The organism is Streptococcus mitis (assembly GCA_001560895.1).
GTDB classification, from domain to species: Bacteria; Bacillota; Bacilli; order Lactobacillales; family Streptococcaceae; genus Streptococcus; species Streptococcus mitis_Q.
On the sequence record CP014326.1, the window covers coordinates 1,873,394 to 1,892,953 of the forward strand.

Annotated in this window: 18 protein-coding genes and 1 other annotated feature; of the genes, 3 read left to right on the forward strand and 15 right to left on the reverse strand. The window is 40.8% G+C overall.

What is annotated here, in order from left to right; all coding sequences use genetic code 11:
- Nucleotides 1–50 precede the first annotated feature (50 nt).
- Nucleotides 51–1,268, forward strand: coding sequence for an integrase (locus tag AXK38_08725; protein AMH89320.1), 1,218 nt, complete (start codon nt 51–53; stop codon nt 1,266–1,268).
- A gap of 106 nt (nt 1,269–1,374) precedes the next feature.
- On the opposite strand, the gene AXK38_08730 is transcribed toward AXK38_08725, so the two are convergent.
- The 15 genes from AXK38_08730 to AXK38_08800 all read right to left on the reverse strand — a co-directional run bounded on the left by AXK38_08730 (nt 1,375) and on the right by AXK38_08800 (nt 16,334).
- Nucleotides 1,375–1,767, reverse strand: a complete 393-nt coding sequence (locus tag AXK38_08730; protein AMH89321.1) for a 30S ribosomal protein S9 — start codon at nt 1,765–1,767, stop codon at nt 1,375–1,377.
- Nucleotides 1,768–1,785: 18 nt separating this feature from the next.
- Nucleotides 1,786–2,232: a 50S ribosomal protein L13 gene (locus AXK38_08735; GenBank protein AMH89322.1), complete on the reverse strand. Its 447-nt coding sequence runs from the start codon at nt 2,230–2,232 to the stop codon at nt 1,786–1,788.
- Nucleotides 2,233–2,447: 215 nt separating this feature from the next.
- Complete coding sequence (locus AXK38_08740) at nt 2,448–3,647, reverse strand: sodium ABC transporter permease (protein ID AMH89323.1); 1,200 nt, start codon at nt 3,645–3,647, stop codon at nt 2,448–2,450.
- The gene (locus AXK38_08745; GenBank protein ID AMH89324.1) at nt 3,644–4,537 is read right to left on the reverse strand and encodes a sodium ABC transporter ATP-binding protein; all 894 of its coding nucleotides are present in this window, start codon (nt 4,535–4,537) and stop codon (nt 3,644–3,646) included. The genes AXK38_08740 and AXK38_08745 overlap by 4 nt, the downstream gene beginning before the upstream one ends.
- Before the next feature lie 237 nt (nt 4,538–4,774).
- Nucleotides 4,775–7,180: a phenylalanine--tRNA ligase subunit beta gene (locus AXK38_08750; GenBank protein ID AMH89325.1), complete on the reverse strand. Its 2,406-nt coding sequence runs from the start codon at nt 7,178–7,180 to the stop codon at nt 4,775–4,777.
- A 108-nt stretch (nt 7,181–7,288) separates the two neighbouring features.
- Nucleotides 7,289–8,335: a phenylalanine--tRNA ligase subunit alpha gene (gene pheS / locus AXK38_08755; GenBank protein ID AMH89676.1), complete on the reverse strand. Its 1,047-nt coding sequence runs from the start codon at nt 8,333–8,335 to the stop codon at nt 7,289–7,291.
- A 311-nt stretch (nt 8,336–8,646) separates the two neighbouring features.
- A complete protein-coding gene (locus AXK38_08760) occupies nt 8,647–9,066 on the reverse strand; it encodes a chromosome partitioning protein ParB (GenBank protein AMH89326.1) in 420 nt (139 codons plus the stop codon).
- Between the two features lie 27 nt (nt 9,067–9,093).
- Nucleotides 9,094–9,744, reverse strand: coding sequence for a phosphatase (locus AXK38_08765; protein AMH89327.1), 651 nt, complete (start codon nt 9,742–9,744; stop codon nt 9,094–9,096).
- Nucleotides 9,734–10,297: a hypothetical protein gene (locus AXK38_08770; protein ID AMH89328.1), complete on the reverse strand. Its 564-nt coding sequence runs from the start codon at nt 10,295–10,297 to the stop codon at nt 9,734–9,736. Before AXK38_08770 ends, AXK38_08765 begins: the two co-directional genes overlap by 11 nt.
- 154 nt (nt 10,298–10,451) lie before the next feature.
- Nucleotides 10,452–10,589, reverse strand: a binding site (FMN riboswitch).
- Nucleotides 10,590–10,642: 53 nt separating this feature from the next.
- Nucleotides 10,643–11,146 carry an RNA methyltransferase gene (locus AXK38_08775; GenBank protein ID AMH89329.1) on the reverse strand — a complete coding sequence of 168 codons (504 nt, stop codon included), beginning with the start codon at nt 11,144–11,146 and terminating at the stop codon, nt 10,643–10,645.
- A gap of 283 nt (nt 11,147–11,429) precedes the next feature.
- Nucleotides 11,430–11,942 carry a GCN5 family acetyltransferase gene (locus tag AXK38_08780; protein ID AMH89677.1) on the reverse strand — a complete coding sequence of 171 codons (513 nt, stop codon included), beginning with the start codon at nt 11,940–11,942 and terminating at the stop codon, nt 11,430–11,432.
- A gap of 316 nt (nt 11,943–12,258) precedes the next feature.
- Entirely contained in the window at nt 12,259–13,089 is an 831-nt protein-coding gene (locus tag AXK38_08785; protein ID AMH89330.1) for a cobalt ABC transporter permease, read from the reverse strand.
- On the reverse strand, nt 13,074–14,756 hold the full coding sequence (locus tag AXK38_08790) for a heme ABC transporter ATP-binding protein (protein ID AMH89331.1): 1,683 nt from the start codon (nt 14,754–14,756) through the stop codon (nt 13,074–13,076). Before AXK38_08790 ends, AXK38_08785 begins: the two co-directional genes overlap by 16 nt.
- 168 nt (nt 14,757–14,924) lie before the next feature.
- The gene (locus AXK38_08795) at nt 14,925–15,470 is read right to left on the reverse strand and encodes a hypothetical protein (protein AMH89332.1); all 546 of its coding nucleotides are present in this window, start codon (nt 15,468–15,470) and stop codon (nt 14,925–14,927) included.
- Between the two features lie 15 nt (nt 15,471–15,485).
- Nucleotides 15,486–16,334: a DNA-directed RNA polymerase subunit delta gene (locus AXK38_08800; protein AMH89333.1), complete on the reverse strand. Its 849-nt coding sequence runs from the start codon at nt 16,332–16,334 to the stop codon at nt 15,486–15,488.
- Nucleotides 16,335–16,521: 187 nt separating this feature from the next.
- On the opposite strand from AXK38_08800, the gene AXK38_08805 reads away from it, so the two are divergent.
- Together AXK38_08805 and AXK38_08810 are read left to right on the forward strand one after the other, a co-directional pair.
- Nucleotides 16,522–17,871 (forward strand): potassium transporter TrkA, encoded by a 1,350-nt coding sequence (locus tag AXK38_08805; GenBank protein ID AMH89334.1) that lies wholly within the window; start codon nt 16,522–16,524, stop codon nt 17,869–17,871.
- A 3-nt stretch (nt 17,872–17,874) separates the two neighbouring features.
- Entirely contained in the window at nt 17,875–19,314 is a 1,440-nt protein-coding gene (locus AXK38_08810) for a Trk system potassium transporter TrkH (GenBank protein AMH89335.1), read from the forward strand.
- Nucleotides 19,315–19,560 lie beyond the last annotated feature (246 nt).

Sequence of the window (19,560 nt, forward strand, 5' to 3'; positions counted from 1 at the left end):
TATTTTATAATGGTCATGATATTTTCTGGTTCGATATAAAGGAGAATATCATGACTATCAGTAAGACAAAAAACGGAACTTACCGCTTAAAAGTCTATATACCATTAGAAGCACGAATGCCTCTTGGTATCGTTAACAATAACTATTATGATAAGAGATTTAAAACAAGAAAGGAGGCACGACAAGCAGAGATAGACCTACTGACGAAGCTAAACCAAATTGAAGATAACGTCTTTTCGGGACTAGGAAAAGAAGATATTCTTTTCTCGGACTTCTATAATAATATTTGGTGGGAATCCTACAAAGCAGGACAAACTACATCTACTTCGAAGCCACCAAGCAGGTCAACAATTGCTAATACCAAAACATGTTTTAAAAAGCATATACTACCACTTCTTGGCAACTATACGATTCAATTTTTAAACCAAAATAAACAGGTTATTCTAAATTTGATGACGGCAAAAGCCAACGAATATGCCAACTTCAAAACTTTACGAAGTTACGTTATTTCTATTTTTGATTGGGCAGAAGAACTTGAATATATTGAAGCAAATAGAATTGCAAAAACTTTAAGACGAATTAAGGCTGTTAAAAAAATTCAACTTGCAGAATCAAAACGTGATGAAGATTTATATTTAACTCATGAGCAACTCCAAGAATGGTTCTCAGCTTTTAAAGAAGATTTAGAAAACGATAAAATATCACTCAAAGATTACGTCCTTTTCTATCTCACTTTTTTCCTTGGAGATAGAAAATCAGAAACATATGCTCTCCAGTGGAAACATATCGACTTTTCAAAATCTCAGATTCAGTTAATTCAGGCTTTAGATAGATATGGACAAGTAAAATCTACCAAAGGAAATAAAAAAACTATCTTTTCTATTTCTAGCGACTTGCTTCAACTTCTAACCTTATGGAAAAAACAACAAAAATATGAACTAGCAAAGTTTGGTATCATCACTAATCCAGAACAATTCATCTTCACTTACATAGATACCAGAGGAAATATCAATAAACCTTTACACTCTGACTATCTCAATAATAAGATGAAAACTATCAGAAAGCGACACCCAGAGCTTACACACGCTACACCACATAAACTACGTCATACGGGAGCAACACTCGCTAAACAGGCAGGAATGAGCTTAGAAGCTATTTCCGAAGCTCTAACACATAGCGACACAGGTACAACACAGATTTATGTCAATACTTCTAATGTAGTCCCTATGGCAGTCGGTGAATTTGCCTTAAAGTCTCTAAAACAATAAGGTTAAAATAAGGTAAACTTTGAGGTGAACTTTTTCAAAAAACATAAAAAAAGCACCCCTGAGGTAAACTCTTGAGTGCTTTGAAACGTTGATATAATCGTATTGATTAACGTTTTGAGAATTGTGATGCTTTACGAGCTTTCTTAAGACCTGGTTTTTTACGTTCAACTTTACGTGAGTCACGTGTAAGAAGTCCTGCGCGTTTCAATGAATCGCGGAAGTCTGGGTCTACTTGAAGAAGGGCACGAGCGATACCGTGACGGATAGCTCCTGATTGACCAGCGTATCCACCACCTACAACGTTAACGAAAACGTCGTATGAACCTACAGTTGAAGTAACTGCGAATGGTTGGTTGATGACAAGACGAAGGTCAGCGTGTGGGATGTACTCTTCAACATCTTTTTTGTTAACAGTGATTTTACCAGTTCCTGGAACAAGGCGAACGCGTGCAACAGCGTTTTTACGACGTCCAGTACCTGCATATTGTGCTTGTGACATACTTTATTGTTCCTTTCCTTAGATAAGTCCTGAAATATCAAGAACTTCTGGTTGTTGTGCAGCGTGAGTGTGCTCAGCTCCAACAAATACTTTCAACTTCATACCTTGAGCGCGTCCAAGAGTATTGTGTGGAAGCATACCTTTAACTGATTTCTCGATCAAACGTACTGCATTTTTAGAACGAAGTTCACCTGCAGAGATTTGTTTCAATCCACCTGGGTGGTTTGAGTGAGTGTAGTAGATTTTATCAGTTGCTTTTTTACCAGTCAATTTAACTTTTTCAGCATTGATAACAATTACAAAGTCACCTGTATCAGTGTGTGGTGTAAATGTTGGTTTGTTTTTTCCGCGAAGTACGCTAGCAACTACTGCAGAAAGACGTCCAAGTGGTACATCAGTTGCGTCAACTACGTACCATTTACGTTCAACTTGGCCTGGTTTAGCCATAAATGTTGTTTTGTTCATGATTTCTCCTATATATAGTTCGATTTTTGTTTACGGTGATGGGTGTTCCTTCCCATCGAAAAGTATTTGGAAGGTTCCGGGGCCTTTCAAATGGGGTAAACAATACCGCCTACTATAATACCAAATTTCACCCCTAAAAGTCAATAGATATGAAAAATATTTTTCTGAATTCTACTCTTTTTATCTGTAGAAAACCTCGCTTTCGCGAGGCTCTTCTATTTATAAGATAAGGCACGTCTAAAGGTTTTCCAAATCCCTAAATCATCCGTTTGAAGGACTAGGCTGGCATACATGCGTCCGATAAATCCTGTTGCTACCACCGCAAAAATTACTGTAATAGCTAGCGAAATCCATGCTTCTACTCCCCCTGCATAGCCATTAATGGTTCTAAATGGCATAAAGAAGGTCGAAATAAAGGGAATATAAGAACCAATCTTCAAGATGAGATTGTCACCAGCTGCACCCAGAGCTGTCACTCCAAAAAAACCACCCATAATCAAAATCATCAAAGGAGATAAGGCTTTTCCTGCGTCCTCAGGACGAGAAACCATAGAACCTAGGAAGGCTGCTAAAACAACGTACATAAAGAGGCTAACCAAGACAAACAATAAGGTGTTGAGCGAGAAAGCCTCTCCTATATGGTTTAAAATACCAGATTGTGCCAAGATTGGTAGGTCTTTAAAGAGAAGAATGGCAGCAAGTCCACCCACGACGTAAATGCCAATATGGGTCAAAATCACAAGAAGCAGAGCCAGCATGCGAGCGTAGAAATAATGACTAGCTCGGATACTAGAGAAGACCACCTCCATAATTTTGGTGCCTTTTTCACTGGCAACTTCCTGAGCCGTCACACCCGCATAGGTAATCAGAATCATATAAAGAAAGAATCCTAAAGCGCCTGCTGCAATTGTTTGAATAAACTTTTTATTTTCCTTGGCTTCATCAATCTTTTCTGTGAATTGAATTGTCTGCGCTAAGCGTTTTTCCTGCTCTTGAGACAAGGAAGCAGTTGAACGATTAAGCTGATTTTGCAGTTCGTTGAGTGTACCTGTAACTGCAAATTTAATTCCGTTTTCAAGCGATGTTTCGCCATGATAAACAGCCTTTAAGACACTATCCTCTTGGTCAATGGTCAGATAGCCTTTTAATTTTTCATCTTTAATCGCTTCTTTGGCACTTGCTTCGTCTTTATAGTCAAAGTTAACACCATTTACATTCTTCAGTCCTTCTGCTACAGACGGCACTGTTGTCACTACTGCCACTTTATCATTTTTAGCCATTGAGGAGCCTTGGAGATAAGCAATTCCTCCAGAGATTCCTAAAAAGAGGAACGGCGAAATCACCATAAAGAAGAAACTCCACGATTTGACATGTCGAAGATAGGTTTCCTTGATTACAACCCACATATTTCTCATACTTCCACCCCTGATTCTAGTTTAAAGATTTCATCGATTGTTGGCGCTTGCTGGTCAAAAGTTGCGATATATTGACCTTGAGTCAAGATTGGGAAGAGTTCCCTACCAGCACTTTCATTCTCCAAGATCAATTTCCAACTGCCTTGTTTGGTCAAGCTCACCTGTTTGACATGAGGAAGAGTTTCCAATTCTTCCTTGCTTCGTTCACTTGAAACAAAGAGACGCGTTTTCCCGTATTGATTCCGGACATCCTGGACTGGTCCATGCAAGACCACACGGCCATCTCGAATCATCAGAATATCATCACAAAGTTCCTCGACATTGGTCATGACATGGTCAGAGAAGATAATGGTTGCTCCGCGCTCTTTTTCTTGAAAAATGACTTGCTTGAGCAATTCTGTATTGACTGGGTCCAAACCACTAAAAGGCTCATCCAAGATAATCAAGTCTGGTTCATGAATCAGAGTAATAATGAGCTGAATCTTCTGCTGATTTCCTTTTGACAGACTCTTGATTTTATCAGTCAGCTTCCCTTTCACTTCCAACCTCTTCATCCATTGAGGGAGTTTTTCCTTGACCTCCTTGCCATCCATACCTTTTAGAGTCGCCAAGTAACGAACTTGCTCAAGGACTGTCAATTTAGGCATGAGACTGCGTTCTTCAGGCAGATAGCCAATCCGAGCGTAGGTCTCCTGACGAATATCCTGGCCATCCAGACTGATTTCTCCTTGGTATTCTAAAAACTTCAAAATACTGTGGAAAATCGTTGTCTTCCCAGCACCGTTTTTCCCGACTAATCCCAAAATACGACCTGGTCGCGCTTGAAAGTCAATACCAAACAAAACTTGCTTGGGTCCAAAACTTTTCTCTAGACTTCTTACTTCTAGCATCTTTCACCTCCGAAATTTCTTTCACTCATTATACTCTTTTTTGATAGCCTTTACAATGATTTCTGTCCGTTTTTAGAAGATTATTGCTATGTAAAATATAGCTTGGAGCACTTTTAGTGATAAATTCATTATACAGTACAAACTCCAATTTATCTTCTCTGTTCCTCAACTGTCCATTTTTGATCCTGAATTGTTATTTAAAAAGCAAAAATCCACCCTGGAGGATGGATTGATGAGTTAACGCACTTCTGCATTGACTTTTTCTTCAAGCGATGCTTGGATTTTTTCCATATAGCGTGCGACTTCTTCGTCCGTTAAGCTGTCTTCTGGATTTTGGAAGGTCAAGCTATAAGCCATTGACTTCATACCAAATCCCAATTTTTCGCCTGAGAAGACGTCAAAGAGTTTGATATCTGTCAAACGTTTCACACCGGCAGCTTGGATAGCATCTACAACTTCTTGGTGAGTCACTTCTGCCTTGAGAAGGAGGGCAACGTCACGGCTAACTGCTGGGAATTTCGTGATTTCCACAAATGGAGCAGCTGGTTGAAGGGCAGCTTCGATGACTGAAAGGTTAAGCTCAGCTACATACGTTTCTGGAATATCGTAGGCCTTAGCAGTGACTGGGTGTACTTGACCAAGGAAACCAAGAACTTGGTCACCAAGTGAAATGACTGCTGTACGACCTGGGTGGAGGCTAGCAATTTCAGCTGTAGCTGTATAGGTCACTTCTAGTCCCAAACGAGCAAAGAGGGCTTCAAGGATTCCCTTAGCATAGAAGAAGTCAACTGGAACTGCTGCCGTTTGGAAGTCTTTTTCTGCAACCAAGCCTGTCAAGGCAAAGGCAAAGCTGTTGATCTCATTTGGAAGTTCTTCTTTTGGATTACCTGTTTGTTCAAATACTTTTCCAATCTCGTAAAGGGCCAAGTTTTTATTCTTACGAGCAACGTTGTAAGCAACAGTATCAAGGATTCCAGAAATCATATTTTGACGGAGTACAGAACGGTCCACGGTCATTGGCCACATGAGTTCCGTGAGGTTACTTGGTTGAGCTGTAAACTCGACTGCCTTTTCAGGAGTTGTTAGAGCGTAGGTGATAATTTCTGTCAAACCTGCTCCTTCAGCAATGGTACGAACTTGACGGCGGAGTTTTTGTGTCGCAGTCAATTCACCAGCTGTACCATCATCTTTTGGAAGGCTGGTTGGCAAGCGGTCATAACCATAGATACGAGCGATTTCTTCAAAGAGGTCTGCTTCGATAGTGATATCCCAACGACGACGTGGTACGCTAACTGTGAAGCTATCTGCATTGCCAGAAAGGCCAAAGCCAAGACGACGGAAGACGTCTTCTACATCAGCATAAGAAAGTTCAGTTCCAAGAACACGGTTAACATCGGCAAGAGTTGAAGAAACTTCCACATCATAAGTATCCAGTTCACCCGCTGAAACGATACCTTTACGCACCGTCGCACCTGCAAGTTCAGCAATCATGCTAGCTGCCGCATCAAGGGCTTCGTTAACTGTTGCCACGTTGATGCCTTTTTCAAAGCGAGAAGATGATTCTGAACGAAGGTTGAGGCGACCGCTGGTCTTACGAATTGATTTGCCATTGAAAACAGCAGCTTCAAGGACAACACGACTAGATTTTTCAGAGATTTCTGTTGCTTGACCACCCATGACACCGGCAAGGGCTACTGGCTTGTCAGCCACAGTGATGACTAAATCATTTGTTTCCAAGTCACGTTCTTCACCGTCCAAGGTCACTAATTTTTCATCAGCACGTGCTTCACGCACACGGATGTCATTTCCTTCAAAGGTATCCAAGTCAAAGGCATGCATTGGTTGACCAAAGTAGAGCAGGATATAGTTGGTCACGTCCACTACGTTATTGATTGGACGGATGCCTTCATTCATAAGAAGGTTTTGCAACCATTGTGGACTTGGTGCGATAGTCACATTGTCCAAGATACGGGCCGCATAGTAAGGCGCCTTGTCTGTCTCAATGCCCACAGAAAGAGCATCTGCTGCAGCTTGGTCAGTTTCTGAAAGAGTAAATTCTTTAAAGTTGACCGCCTTGTCATAGATGGCTGCAACTTCGTGAGCTACTCCACGCATAGAAAGAGCGTCCGCACGGTTGGGTGTGATAGACAGTTCGATGATTTCATCATCCAAGTCTAGATATGAGAAGACTTCCTCACCTGGAACGGCATTTTCTGGCAAGATTTGGATGCCATCTGCGAATTCCTTTGGCACAACTGAGTCAGAAATTCCCAATTCACCAAGTGAACAGATCATCCCAAGTGACTCAAGACCGCGGATTTTCCCTTTTTTGATCTTGTAATTGTCAGCGATGCGAGCTCCTGGAAGAGCCACCATAACCTTGATGCCAGCACGCACATTTGGGGCACCACAAACGATTTGACGGGCTTCTTCTTCGCCAACGTTAACCTGACAAACATGGAGGTGAGTTTCTGGCACATCTTCGCAAGACAAGACCTCACCGACGACAATTTTCGAGAGACCGGCAGCAGGTGATTCGACACCTTCTACCTCGATCCCTGTAGTTGACATTTTTTCAGCCAACTCTTGTGATGGCACATCAATGTCCACCAATTCTTTTAACCATTTATAAGATACAAGCATAATTCTGATTGTAAGATCCCACCAAGTAAGACCTTTTCAATTCCTTTCTTTTTCTTCGAGTCAGCCCTTACCATTTACCTGACTAGGACTGTATTACATGTTTCAATCTTATTTAAACTGTTCTGAGAAGCGGACATCTCCTTGGTAGAATCCACGGATATCGTTGATTCCGTAACGGAGCATAGCTACACGCTCTTGTCCAAGACCAAAGGCAAATCCAGAGTAAACAGTCGCATCGATACCACTCATCTCAAGGACACGTGGGTGAACCATACCGGCACCCATAATCTCGATCCAACCAGTTTTCTTACATACGTTACAGCCATCTCCACCACACTTGAAGCAAGAAACATCCACCTCAACAGATGGCTCTGTGAATGGGAAATAAGATGGACGCAAACGAATTTGACGCTCTTCGCCGAACATCTTTTGCACAATCAATTGAAGGGTTCCTTGAAGATCTGCCATAGAGATATTTTTCCCTACAACCAAACCTTCGATTTGGTGGAATTGGTGACTGTGGGTTGCATCGTCCGTATCACGACGGAACACACGCCCTGGTGAGATCATTTTCAAAGGACCTTTAGAAAAATCATGAGCATCCATAGCACGCGCCTGAACTGGAGACGTGTGGGTACGAAGCAAGATTTCTTCTGTGATGTAGAAAGTGTCCTGCATATCACGGGCTGGGTGATCTTTTGGAAGATTCATACGCTCAAAGTTGTAGTAGTCTTGCTCCACTTCAAAACCATCCACGACTTGGTAACCCATCCCAATGAAAATATCTTCGATTTCCTCACTGGTTTGTGTGAGGACATGACGGTGACCAGTCGCAACTGGACGACCTGGAAGCGTCACATCGATGCTCTCGCTAGCCAGTTGAGCTGCAACTTTCTTTTCTTCCAAAAGCTTAGCTGTTTCTTCAAAGGCTGCGGTCAATACATCACGAGCTTCATTGACGTGTTTCCCGATGATTGGACGCATCTCAGCAGAGACATCTTTCATCCCTTTGAGAATTTCAGTAAGCGAACCCTTTTTACCAAGGACAGAGACACGCAATTCTTGCATCTCTTTTTCATTTTCAGCAGTAATCTGCTTCAAGCTAGCCAGCGTTTCTTCACGAAGCGCTTTTAATTGTTCTTCAATAGTTGACATAATTCCTCCATCAGTCGCTCGTAGATAAAAAGAAAACCACATGCCAAAAACTCCACTCGGAGCGTTGACACGCGGTACCATCCGTTTTTATCTGACAAGTCAGACCTTCATTTCTAAATCCATGCGCAAGTGAATTCACCCAGCTTTCATATAGAGAGCTTGCAGTCACGGCTCTCCTCCCTGATATACTTCCCTTGAGTTACTAGTCTTGCAGATTTCTATTCAATTACTACATAGTTTATCAGATTTTTAGTTAAAAAACAAGTTAGATTAGACTAATTTCAGTATAAAAAGGAACAAGACACAATGCACTACCTATTTGTAGGGCCTATTTCATCTGCTTTCCTTTTCAACAAAAGAGTTACTGCTTGATTAAAACCATCACACCAGTTATACCATTTTGCTTCATACTCATCTTGAGCTAAGATATGATTTTTTAAATCTAGAACAGAGTAAATTTTTCTTTCTTCGCAGGCTTGCACATAGAGATGATATAGTTCATCACCACCATCTCTATCCCACTCAGCAGAAATCGTATCCCGACCTGCCAATAAAGCCTGATAAGCCCTGTGATGCCCATCTGTAATCAACAAGCAATCTCCGAACGCAAGAATACTGATTGGATCGACTTGGATTTTTTCTGCCGACTGGTAAAGCATCTGAATATCTTGCAACTTCTTTTCTGATAAGTATAGTTGAGTCGGATGAAGATCTGCTATATTGACTTTCATTTCTTTCTCCTCAAGGGAATTTGATACTCACTTCTGCTTGCCTTTAAATCGCCATTGGAAGCGGAGCTTGTCATAGAAGGGAAACTCGATAAACAGGACTCCCAAACCCACACAGAGACTGGCAAGGACGTCTGATGGATAGTGAACTCCTAGATAGACCCTTGATACCAGCACACTGACTAGGTAGAGAGCAAGGACGATTTGCACGATTTTTCTCCAGACTGGATTTTTAATCCGTTGACTGAGAATGACAATCAGAGAGCCAATCATCAAGGTTACAGCCAGAGAATGCCCACTTGGGAAGGAAAATCCTTTCTCCTCAACCAAGTGTAAAATAGCTGGTCGTGAGCGCTGGTAGATATTTTTAAAGGTCACGATTGAAAGACCTGCTAAAGCCAAATTCGCCAGCATAAGTAGGCTTTCAATCTTCCATCGCTTACGATAAAAGATAAAAGCTGTAATGACAACCCAAGTGATAATCACCGGAATATCAATCAAGCGTGTGATGGCCCTAAAAAGAATAGTCAAATAATCTGGTAAGTCTCCTCGAACGGCAGTCTGAATCGGTTGGTCAAAACCGACCAGCGTTTCAGGGTAAAATTTGACAATATAGCCAAGAATAACGAAAAGTAAAAGGGCAAAACTGCCCTTCATTAAAAATGTTTGTTTATCTTTCATAATGTTTTAAGGTTGGTTTCAAGAGAACATACAACAACCAGAATGAAACGGAAAAGATTACACCCTCAATCAAGTTAAAAGGCAATACCATAGTCATTAGGTAGTTGGACAGTCCCAAAATTTTTCCAATATCAAAGTTAGCAAACTTAGCGTACAAAGGAACAGCGTAAACATAGTTGAGAACCAACATAGCTACGGTCAAACCAATAGTTCCAGCTAGAGAGCCTAGTAGGAAACGAAGGGTTGTCCGTTCCTTTTTCCAAATCAAAGCAAATACGATGACAAAAACTCCCAAAGCCACGATATTCATCGGCAAACCAATGTAAGTATTCACTCCCTGACTGTTAAGAAGCAGTTTCAAGAGTGAGCGAAGCAAGAGAACTCCTAAAGCAGCAGGCAAATCCATGACCACCAAACCCACAAGGACTGGCAAGATACTAAATTCGATCTTGAGGAAGGATGCCGCTGGCAAGAGCGGAAAGTCAAAGTACATCAGCACAAATGAGATGGCTGATAGAATTGCAATGGTCGAAAGTCGACGTGTGTTTGTCATAACAGGTTCCTCCAATTTTCTATAAAATCAGAAGAAGTTGGAAAGGATTCCTCTATCTATTCTCACTTTTTATATCCCAAAAGTTCCCTCTCACTCTATTAAAGCAAGCGGTTACAATCCGGCTATAAATCTATCAGAACAGACAAAGCCATTCTTTCGTCTTCTCCCATCCAGACTATACTGTCGGTTGTGGAATCTCACCACATCAGCTTGCGCTCGCGGACTTATTTGGCTAAAATAGCTAGTCAAATTTACCGCCGGTCGGGAATTTCACCCTGCCCTGAAGACTCTTTTATCATAACAAAAAACGCTTGCAAGCGCAAGCATTTTGTTCATTTTCATTATTTATTTCAATTTATCCACTTCATAGGTATGAACAAGCTCAAGACCTGCAAAGTTCTGCTGGCGAAGGGCTTCGTAAACAATCATGCATACTGTATTAGAGACATTGAGGCTACGGACGTGTTCATCATTCATAGGAATACGGAGAGCTTTCTCAGGATATTCCCGCATAAAATCCTCAGGTAAGCCCTTGTCTTCACGCCCAAAGAGGAAATAATGCTCCTCATCAGTCGATAAATCCACCTCAGAATACACCTTCTCAGCGAATTTTGAAATCAGATAGAGTTTTCCCTTCATCTGAGACAGGAAATCCTCTAAACTCTCGTAAAAATAAATCTCTAGCTTATCCCAATAATCCAAACCAGCCCGCTTCATCTTGCGGTCATCAATAGGAAAGCCCATAGGTTTGATGATGTGGAGGGGAGAATTGGTCGCAGCGCAAGTACGCGCGATATTGCCTGTATTTTGTGGAATTTGAGGTTCAAATAATACAATGTGATTTGTCATGACTTGCTTCCTTTCACCATTGCAAAAAAATAGCCACACTGCCCGGAGTCAAGCTCAGCAAACAGCGTGGTTAAGGCATCGTTAACTTACCTCACAACAGGTTTGAAGTAAATCAGCGAAACTACTTTCTTAGTATAACACTTTCAGAATCATTGTCAATAGAAACGACTTGATTTTTTCAATTTTTTCAAGCTATTTCCAAGGGTTTCTAGGAGAAAATTCTTAAATATCTGCAAAAATTGCTTACTCTTTTATACCTATCTGTGGACTGGGAATGATGATATTATGACCTCGTTATCTCAAATACTGCTGTATGAACCCACTCATTATGAATTTGTAAGTCATTTTCTATAACCCTACTAAAGGTGAAGCCATTTTTTAAAAGCACTCTCTGAGAAGCTAGATTACCTATTGCCGTTCCTGCAATGATTCTATTGAAACCATAAGTCGTGAAGGCTTTTTCTAAAACGAGTTTAACCGCTTCGCTTGCATATCCTAAATTGCTAACATTTTCCCCAATCCTATACCCAAGCTCTGCTGTTTTTCTATCCTTCCCTAAAACACTTAAATTGATTCTTCCAACCATAACGCCTTGTGCATCTCTAATAAGATGCATGTAGACATCATGATTCTCTTGTTCCCTTAACAATTCCCTCGTAATTTCTTTAAAAGCTTCTAACTCAAAATAGTTAGCTGGTCTAGGAGGTAAATTCCGCTCAAAATACTCTCGATTTTCTTTTTCAAAAGAATAGACGTCTAAACTATTTTCTTCAGATAACAGCTCTAAACTGATCATTACAAATCCTCTCCCATCATTATCTACATTCAAATTTTCTCATGTTTATACAAAGTGAAATTAACACGATTTAAATTAAGTACTTTTACTATTTTATATCGTCTCTACATTATGACACTGAACTTAGTTGAAAATGATTATATTTGAATAACTTTGATTTTGTAGTGTAAATTCTACTATCAAAGTAGATAAACTAATTCATATTTTATCAAAAAGTTTCAAGCATACAATTATTAACTTTATTTCTCATAACATCTATCAATAAAAAGTTATAGAATAATTTCTCTTTACTTATCTAATGAAAACTTTGACAATACTATTTCCAAGGGTTGTAAAATCGTCCCTGATTCTGCAAGATAAGTAGTAAACTAGCTACTAAAAATAAGGTTGCCAAAAGCAAAGTAAGATAATCTCCTTTTTTCAAGGCCTGGTAACTATACCAAGTCCGCTTTTTATCTTTTCCAAAACGGCGAAGCTCCATAGCGGTCGCGATAGTATCAATGCGTTCTAGAGAGCTAAAAATCAAAGGAGTAATAATGCGCAGATTGCCTTTGATTCGTTGCATGAGAGAAGCTTTCTTGGATAATTCCATCCCACGCGCTTCCTGTGACATCTTGATGGTAAAGAATTCTTCCTGCAAATCTGGAATATAGCGCAAGGTCAGGCTAACTGAATATGCAATCTTGTAAGGCACACCAATTTGATTTAAACTGGAAGCAAACTGACTAGGATGAGTTGTCATCAAAAAGATAATAGCCAGAGGAATGGTGCAAAGGTACTTAATGGCCAGATTTAGCAGGTAAAAGAGCTCTTGACTGGTCAGAGTGTAGGCTCCGATTCCCTGCCAAATCACACTTCTCTCTCCGTAAAGTCCAACCCCATATTCAGGAGAAAAGAGATAGACCATCAAGATGTTTAAAACGGCAAATACCGTCGCAAAAACGGCTACAAAGGAAACATCTTTAAAGCGAATTTCTGACAAATAGAGGAGAAAGACCGAAAAAATAGCAATCAGAACAAGCAGTCTGGTATCATAGCTAATCATGGCAGCCAATGACACGAGAATGAAAAAGAGAAGTTTCCCAGCTCCTGACAAGCGATGAATCACAGTATCTCTATGCTGGTAACCAATTAATTTTGCTTGCATCCTTCTCTCCTTTCTTTGTAAAATGCCGTCAAAGCAAGTGGATCCACGTCGAGTTTCTTAGCCAAGTTGAAGATAGAAGTTTCTTTTAGATTGGCTTTTACTAATAACTCAGGATTGCTCAACAGACTAGCTGGATCAGTATCAGCAATCAATTCCCCGTCCACCATAACAAGAGCCCGATCTGAATAATCCAGCATCAATTGCATATCATGAGTAATCATGACAATCGTATGCCCTTTTTGATGCAGCTCTTCGAGAAATTCCATAATCTCAGTATAGTTCTTCTGGTCTTGACCAGCTGTCGGTTCATCTAGGAGGATAATTTCAGCTCCTAAAACCAAAATCGAAGCAATGGTGACACGTTTTTTCTGTCCAAATGATAGGGCAGAAATGGGCCAATTACGAAATTCATAAAGTCCACAGATTTTCAAGGTTTCATAGACTCTCGTTTCAATTTCCTGCTCGTCCACACCTCGCAAACGTAGTCCCAGAGCCACCTCATCAAAAATCATATTGGTTGAAATCATTTGATTGGGATTTTGCAGCACATAGCCTACTCGTTCTGCCCGCTCTGCAACAGAATCTCCTTTGATATCCTGTCCTTCCCAAAGATAGCGGCCCTCCGTCTGAATAAAGCTACTTAAGGCCTTGGCTAGAGTTGATTTCCCAGCTCCATTTTTTCCAACAATGGCAATATTTTCGCCCTTTTTAATATCCAGATAAATGGATTTTAAAATCAGTCTATCATCATAAGAAAAAGACACATCCTCTAATCTAAAGAGTGACTGCAATTCTTGGGTTTCTTCTGCCAGCTCCGTCTGTAACTGAATCTGGCCTTTTGAGATAGACAAGTTATCCAGATTTGCTAATTGTTCTTCCTTGACTAAATCCACACCCAATTGACGGAGAGTAGTTAGATAAAGGGGTTCTCGAATTCCATTTTGAGTCAACAGATCAGTCGCCAGTAGCTGGTTAGGGCTCCCATTAAAGAGGATGCGACCATCATTTATCAAGACAATTCGATCCACAGGGCGATGCAGAACATCCTCCAAACGGTGCTCAATAATAAGGGTCGTCGTCCCCTCCTCCTTATGAATATGGTCAATCAATTCGATAATATCCTGACCTGACTTGGGATCTAGATTGGCGAGTGGCTCATCAAACAAAAGGATCGGACTCTCATCAATCAAGACACCAGCTAGACTAACTCGCTGCTTTTGTCCACCAGACAAATCCTGAGGACGATGATTCAGCAAAGAAAGAAGGTCCAGCTTTTCAGCCCATTTATGAACACGACTTTTCATCTCTTCTAAAGCTGTCACATCATTTTCCAGAGCAAAAGCCAAATCCTCTGCTACGGATAAACCGATAAACTGCCCATCTGTATCCTGCAAAACTGTGCTGACCAGATGAGATTTATCATAGATGCTCATATCAAAGGCTACTTGCCCCTTGATCAAAAATTCTCCAGACTTCTGCCCCTTGTAAATATTGGGAATAATCCCATTCAAACACTGACCCAAGGTAGACTTACCTGACCCAGATGGACCAACAATTAAGACTTTCTCTCCCTTGTAAATGGTCAAATTCACCCCTTGCAAGGTCGGTTCTTGTTGCGTTTCATACTGGAAAGAGAAATCCTTCCACTCAATTATAGCTTCTTTCATCTTACTCTCTTCATTCGCTTCTTAGACTTCTATTTTATCATAAATCGAACTCTTCTTGCAGTCTCTTCTCTTAAAATCTTAGCGCCAAAAAGATTCCCAGCCTAGCTAGCTTGCTTGACTAGTCTATAAGTAGTGAAAAAGACCGGTTGCCCAGCCTTTTCCCTTATGTTAATCCTTTTTCAAACTTCCTGAACGAGTCTGCGTACGTGAATAAGCTATCAAAAGAAGAGTTCCTGCAATAGCAATAGTCACAGCGTTAGCAATTCCCGCAACAATCCCTTGGGCAAATACTTTTTCTGCCGCTTCTTGATAAATCACAACATCTCCAAGTGGTGCCAAGACTCCCCAAACAAGAGCATTTGCAACAATCTGAATGAGGTTAAAGAAGACAATATCTTTCAACCCAAAAATACCCTGTGTTACTCGAATGTATTTTCTAAAGAGACCTACAGCTAGACCAAAGAGACCGCTAGCAATAATCCAAGTCCACCAAAGACCGTAGCCAGCAAGAGAGTCCTTCACTGCATGCCCAATTAAACCAACAAGTAATCCCACTAGAGGGCCAAAAATGATAGACAAGAGGCTCTGTACCGCATACTGAAGCTGGATGCTTGTATTTGGAACAGGCGTCGGAATGCTGATCATCCCGATGACAACAAAGAGCGCAGCTCCAACACCGATAGCAACAACTTGTTTAATTGATTGATTTTTCATCTATATTCTCCTATTTTATGATTCTATTTTCTTTATTTCAATGGTCCAAGATGAACCGACACCTACATTATAAGCCTTGGCAAAAGAACCTTGGTTAATAGCCAGACCTAAACGATAGAGAGAATTAATGTAAAGGATTGGTTGCCCAATTCTCACATCCGCAAATGATTTGCCATAAACAACCTGATTTTGATAGACCAGCATATCTGCATGATAGATAGTCACTTCAAAACGATCACCGAATTCTGGTTCCAGCTTGTAAAATTCTCCTCGCGTGATAGAGGTCCAAAGCGAACCGAAACGCACATCCAGAATGTCGATTGCTCCCTTCACCAGATGATCCTCAATGATTGTCTCTACGACTGGAAGCTCTACAATCTGGTCCACACTGAGTTCTGGCCCCACTTCCTCAAAAGTAATGTGACCACTGGCTAGTTTAGCACCAGTATAGGCATAAACATCACGACCGTGGAAGGTATAAGAATGCTCTGTATTTTGACGTCTATTGGCTACTTCAGAAATCTCACGAATAGCTACAATGCCAACGTGTTTTTTGATAAAAGAAAGCGTCCCATTGTCTGGCGTGACAATGTATTGATTTTTTGCAGTCTTGGCAACCACGCTCTTACGTTTCGAACCGACACCTGGATCGACAACCGATACAAAAGTCGTTCCCTCAGGCCAGTAATCCACCGTCTGAAAGAGACGATAGCTCCCCTCAAAAATATTATAAGGCGTGATATCGTGCGTCAAGTGATGGATTTTTAAGGTTGGGGACTCTTCTAAAGCCACTCCAATCATAGCCGATACCGCACCATCAACCAGACCAAAGTCTGATTGTAATACCAGTAAATTATTATTCATTTTGTCTCCTTGTATACCCTTTATCATACCATATTTCAGAGAAAGGTGCTAATAGCTATTTTAAATGATTGGGATATAGTTTTACCTTATAACAAAATTCCATTAAAAGCTCTGGTTATTAGCTAGTAGGTGCATTTTTTCTTGAAAAAGGGTATGATAGTTACATCATGAAAAAGTAGGTTTTATTATGAAAATTATCCTTGTCGGAGGGGGAAAAGTTGGTTTTGCCCTCTGTCGCTCCTTGGTTGCAGAAAAGCATGATGTTTTGCTGATTGAGCAAGACGAAGCTGTTCTCAATCATATTGTTAATCGCTTTGATATCATGGGTATCCTTGGTAACGGGGCCGATTTCACCATCCTTGAGCAAGCCAGTGTTCAGGATTGTGATATCTTTATCGCCTTGACTGAATACGATGAAGTGAACATGATTGCAGCAGTTCTAGCCAAAAAAATGGGAGCTAAAGAAACCATCGTTCGGGTGCGCAATCCTGAATATTCTAACTCTTATTTCAAAGAAAAGAATATTCTCGGTTTTTCTCTTATCGTTAACCCTGAACTCTTAGCTGCCCGCGCTATCGCCAATATCATTGACTTCCCCAACGCCCTATCTGTCGAACGCTTTGCTGGTGGACGCGTTAGCCTGATGGAATTTGTCGTCAAATCAACTAGCAGTCTTTGCCAAATGCCCATTTCTGATTTTCGGAAAAAATTTGGCAATGTCATTGTCTGCGCTATAGAAAGGGATCATCAAATTATCATCCCAAGTGGTGATATGACCATACAGGATAAAGATAGAATCTTTGTCACTGGTAACCGTGTTGATATGATGCTCTTCCATAATTATTTCAAATCTCGTGCTGTGAAGAGCCTTCTCATCGTTGGAGCAGGTAGAATTGCCTATTATCTACTAGGTATCCTCAAAGACAGTCGTATTGATACAAAAGTCATCGAGATTAATCCTGAAAGGGCACGTTTCTTTAGTGAGAAATTCCCTAATCTGTATATTGTCCAAGGAGATGGTACCGCAAAAGATATCTTACTAGAAGAAAGTGCTCAAAACTATGATGCAGTAGCAACCCTAACAGGAGTTGACGAAGAGAATATTATTACTTCTATGTTCCTGGATAGTGTCGGGGTGCAAAAAAATATTAGCAAGGTTAACAGAACTAGTCTCCTTGAAATTATTCATGCGCCTGATTTCTCAAGCATTATCACTCCGAAAATCATCGCTGTAGATACAATCATGCACTTTATTCGTGGTCGTGTTAATGCTCAGTATTCAGACCTTCAAGCCATGCACCATCTAGCCAATGGCCAAATCGAAACCCTGCAATTCCATATCAAGGAAGCCAATAAAATGACTGCCAAACCTCTTTCTCAACTAAAATTGAAAAAAGGAGTTCTTATTGCAGCCATCATTCGAAAAGGCAAAACGATTTTCCCTACTGGAGAGGATATGCTTGAAGTCGGTGACAAACTTCTAGTAACGACCTTACTGCCGAATATCACTAAGATTTATGACTTAATCGCGAGGTAAGAGATGAATAAAAGTATGATTCGTTACCTCCTTTCAAAGTTACTTCTGATTGAAGCTGTTCTTCTTTTGGTTCCTGTGGCTGTTGCTATCTATTACCATGAATCTAGCCAAGTTTTTACAGCCCTCTTTTCAACAATAGGGATTCTCGTATTGCTAGGCGGTTCAGGGAGTTTGCAAAAACCAAAAAATCAACGGATTTATGCCAAGGAGGGAATCTTGATTGTGGCCCTCTGTTGGATCCTATGGTCTTTCTTTGGCGGTCTCCCCTTTGTCTTTTCTGGGCAAATTCCCAGCGTTATCGATGCCTTTTTTGAGATTAGTTCTGGCTTTACAACTACTGGAGCAACTATTCTGAACGACGTTTCAGTTCTAAGTCGTTCCCTTCTCTTCTGGCGAAGTTTTACCCACTTGATTGGAGGAATGGGAGTGCTTGTTTTTGCACTTGCTATTATGGATAATGCCAAGAATAGCCACCTAGAGGTGATGAAAGCTGAGGTTCCTGGCCCTGTTTTTGGTAAGGTTGTATCCAAGCTCAAAAATACTGCCCAAATTCTCTATCTCCTTTATCTAGCTCTCTTTTCCCTCTTTGTCATTATCTATTATCTAGCTGGCATGCCCCTATTTGATAGTTTTGTCATCGCTATGGGGACAGCAGGTACAGGAGGTTTTACAGTCTATAACGATGGAATTGCTCACTATGGCAGCTCACTAATTACCTATCTGGTTAGTATCGGAGTTCTGGTTTTTGGGGTAAATTTCAACCTCTACTACTACCTCATGCTCCGTCGCGTCAAAGCCTTCTTAGGAGATGAAGAACTTCGGGCTTACTTGGTCATCGTACTGGTTTCTACAGGCTTGATTAGTCTTAATACCCTCTATCTCTATCCAGGATTTTCTAAGAGCTTTGAAATGGCCTTCTTCCAGGTTTCCAACATCATTACAACAACTGGTTTTGGATATGGAGACATTACCAACTGGCCCCTCTTCTCTCAGTTTATCCTTCTCTTCCTCATGGGAATCGGTGGTTCTGCTGGTTCAACCGCAGGTGGACTCAAGGTTATTCGAGGCCTCATCCTTTCAAAAATTGCCAAAAACCAGATTTTGTCAATCCTATCCCCCCACCGTGTTTTGACCCTCCATGTTAATAAAACAGTGATTGATAAGGATACCCAGCATAAGATTCTCAAGTACTTTGTCATCTATGCTATGATTTTGCTAGCACTTATCTTTATTGTCAGCCTAGATAGCAATGATTTTCTAGTTGTGACCAGCACTGTCTTCAGCTGTTTCAATAATATCGGGCCTATTCTAGGAACAACTTCTAGCTTCTCAATCTTTAGTCCTATCTCAAAAATTCTCCTCTCCTTTGCAATGATTGCAGGTCGTTTGGAGATTTATCCAATCCTACTTCTCTTTATGAAGAGGACTTGGTCTAAGAGATAAAATACAACCACACCTTGTGTCTTACAAAGTGTGGTGTTTTTATACTATTCAAATCACGTCAACGTCACCTTGCCGTACTCATGTACAGCCTGCGGCTAGCTTCCTAGTTTGCTCTTTGATTTTCATTGAGTATCAAATACCTACCGCAACTCAACAAGTATCTTTGAATCCCGGTCAGATATTTCAGTGCCTGACTTAAGGAATTTAATAATCCAAAAAACAACCCTCAGTCGACTGACCGAGGGT

Excerpts from the sequence above, each read along its gene's own strand:
- AXK38_08800 (AMH89333.1), bottom strand. The coding sequence starts at position 16,334 with ATGAATAATAATTTACTGGTATTACAATCAGACTTTGGTCTGGTTGAT.
- pheS (AMH89676.1), bottom strand. The coding sequence starts at position 8,335 with ATGTCAACTATTGAAGAACAATTAAAAGCGCTTCGTGAAGAAACGCTG.
- AXK38_08790 (AMH89331.1), bottom strand. The coding sequence starts at position 14,756 with ATGAAAGAAGCTATAATTGAGTGGAAGGATTTCTCTTTCCAGTATGAA.
- AXK38_08735 (AMH89322.1), bottom strand. The coding sequence starts at position 2,232 with ATGAACAAAACAACATTTATGGCTAAACCAGGCCAAGTTGAACGTAAA.
- AXK38_08760 (AMH89326.1), bottom strand. The coding sequence starts at position 9,066 with ATGAAAGTCAATATAGCAGATCTTCATCCGACTCAACTATACTTATCA.
- AXK38_08785 (AMH89330.1), bottom strand. The coding sequence starts at position 13,089 with ATGCAAGCAAAATTAATTGGTTACCAGCATAGAGATACTGTGATTCAT.
- AXK38_08725 (AMH89320.1), top strand. The coding sequence starts at position 51 with ATGACTATCAGTAAGACAAAAAACGGAACTTACCGCTTAAAAGTCTAT.
- AXK38_08730 (AMH89321.1), bottom strand. The coding sequence starts at position 1,767 with ATGTCACAAGCACAATATGCAGGTACTGGACGTCGTAAAAACGCTGTT.
- AXK38_08795 (AMH89332.1), bottom strand. The coding sequence starts at position 15,470 with ATGAAAAATCAATCAATTAAACAAGTTGTTGCTATCGGTGTTGGAGCT.
- AXK38_08805 (AMH89334.1), top strand. The coding sequence starts at position 16,522 with ATGAAAATTATCCTTGTCGGAGGGGGAAAAGTTGGTTTTGCCCTCTGT.
- AXK38_08740 (AMH89323.1), bottom strand. The coding sequence starts at position 3,647 with ATGAGAAATATGTGGGTTGTAATCAAGGAAACCTATCTTCGACATGTC.
- AXK38_08780 (AMH89677.1), bottom strand. The coding sequence starts at position 11,942 with ATGATCAGTTTAGAGCTGTTATCTGAAGAAAATAGTTTAGACGTCTAT.
- AXK38_08765 (AMH89327.1), bottom strand. The coding sequence starts at position 9,744 with ATGAAAGATAAACAAACATTTTTAATGAAGGGCAGTTTTGCCCTTTTA.
- AXK38_08745 (AMH89324.1), bottom strand. The coding sequence starts at position 4,537 with ATGCTAGAAGTAAGAAGTCTAGAGAAAAGTTTTGGACCCAAGCAAGTT.
- AXK38_08810 (AMH89335.1), top strand. The coding sequence starts at position 17,875 with ATGAATAAAAGTATGATTCGTTACCTCCTTTCAAAGTTACTTCTGATT.
- AXK38_08775 (AMH89329.1), bottom strand. The coding sequence starts at position 11,146 with ATGACAAATCACATTGTATTATTTGAACCTCAAATTCCACAAAATACA.
- AXK38_08770 (AMH89328.1), bottom strand. The coding sequence starts at position 10,297 with ATGACAAACACACGTCGACTTTCGACCATTGCAATTCTATCAGCCATC.
- AXK38_08750 (AMH89325.1), bottom strand. The coding sequence starts at position 7,180 with ATGCTTGTATCTTATAAATGGTTAAAAGAATTGGTGGACATTGATGTG.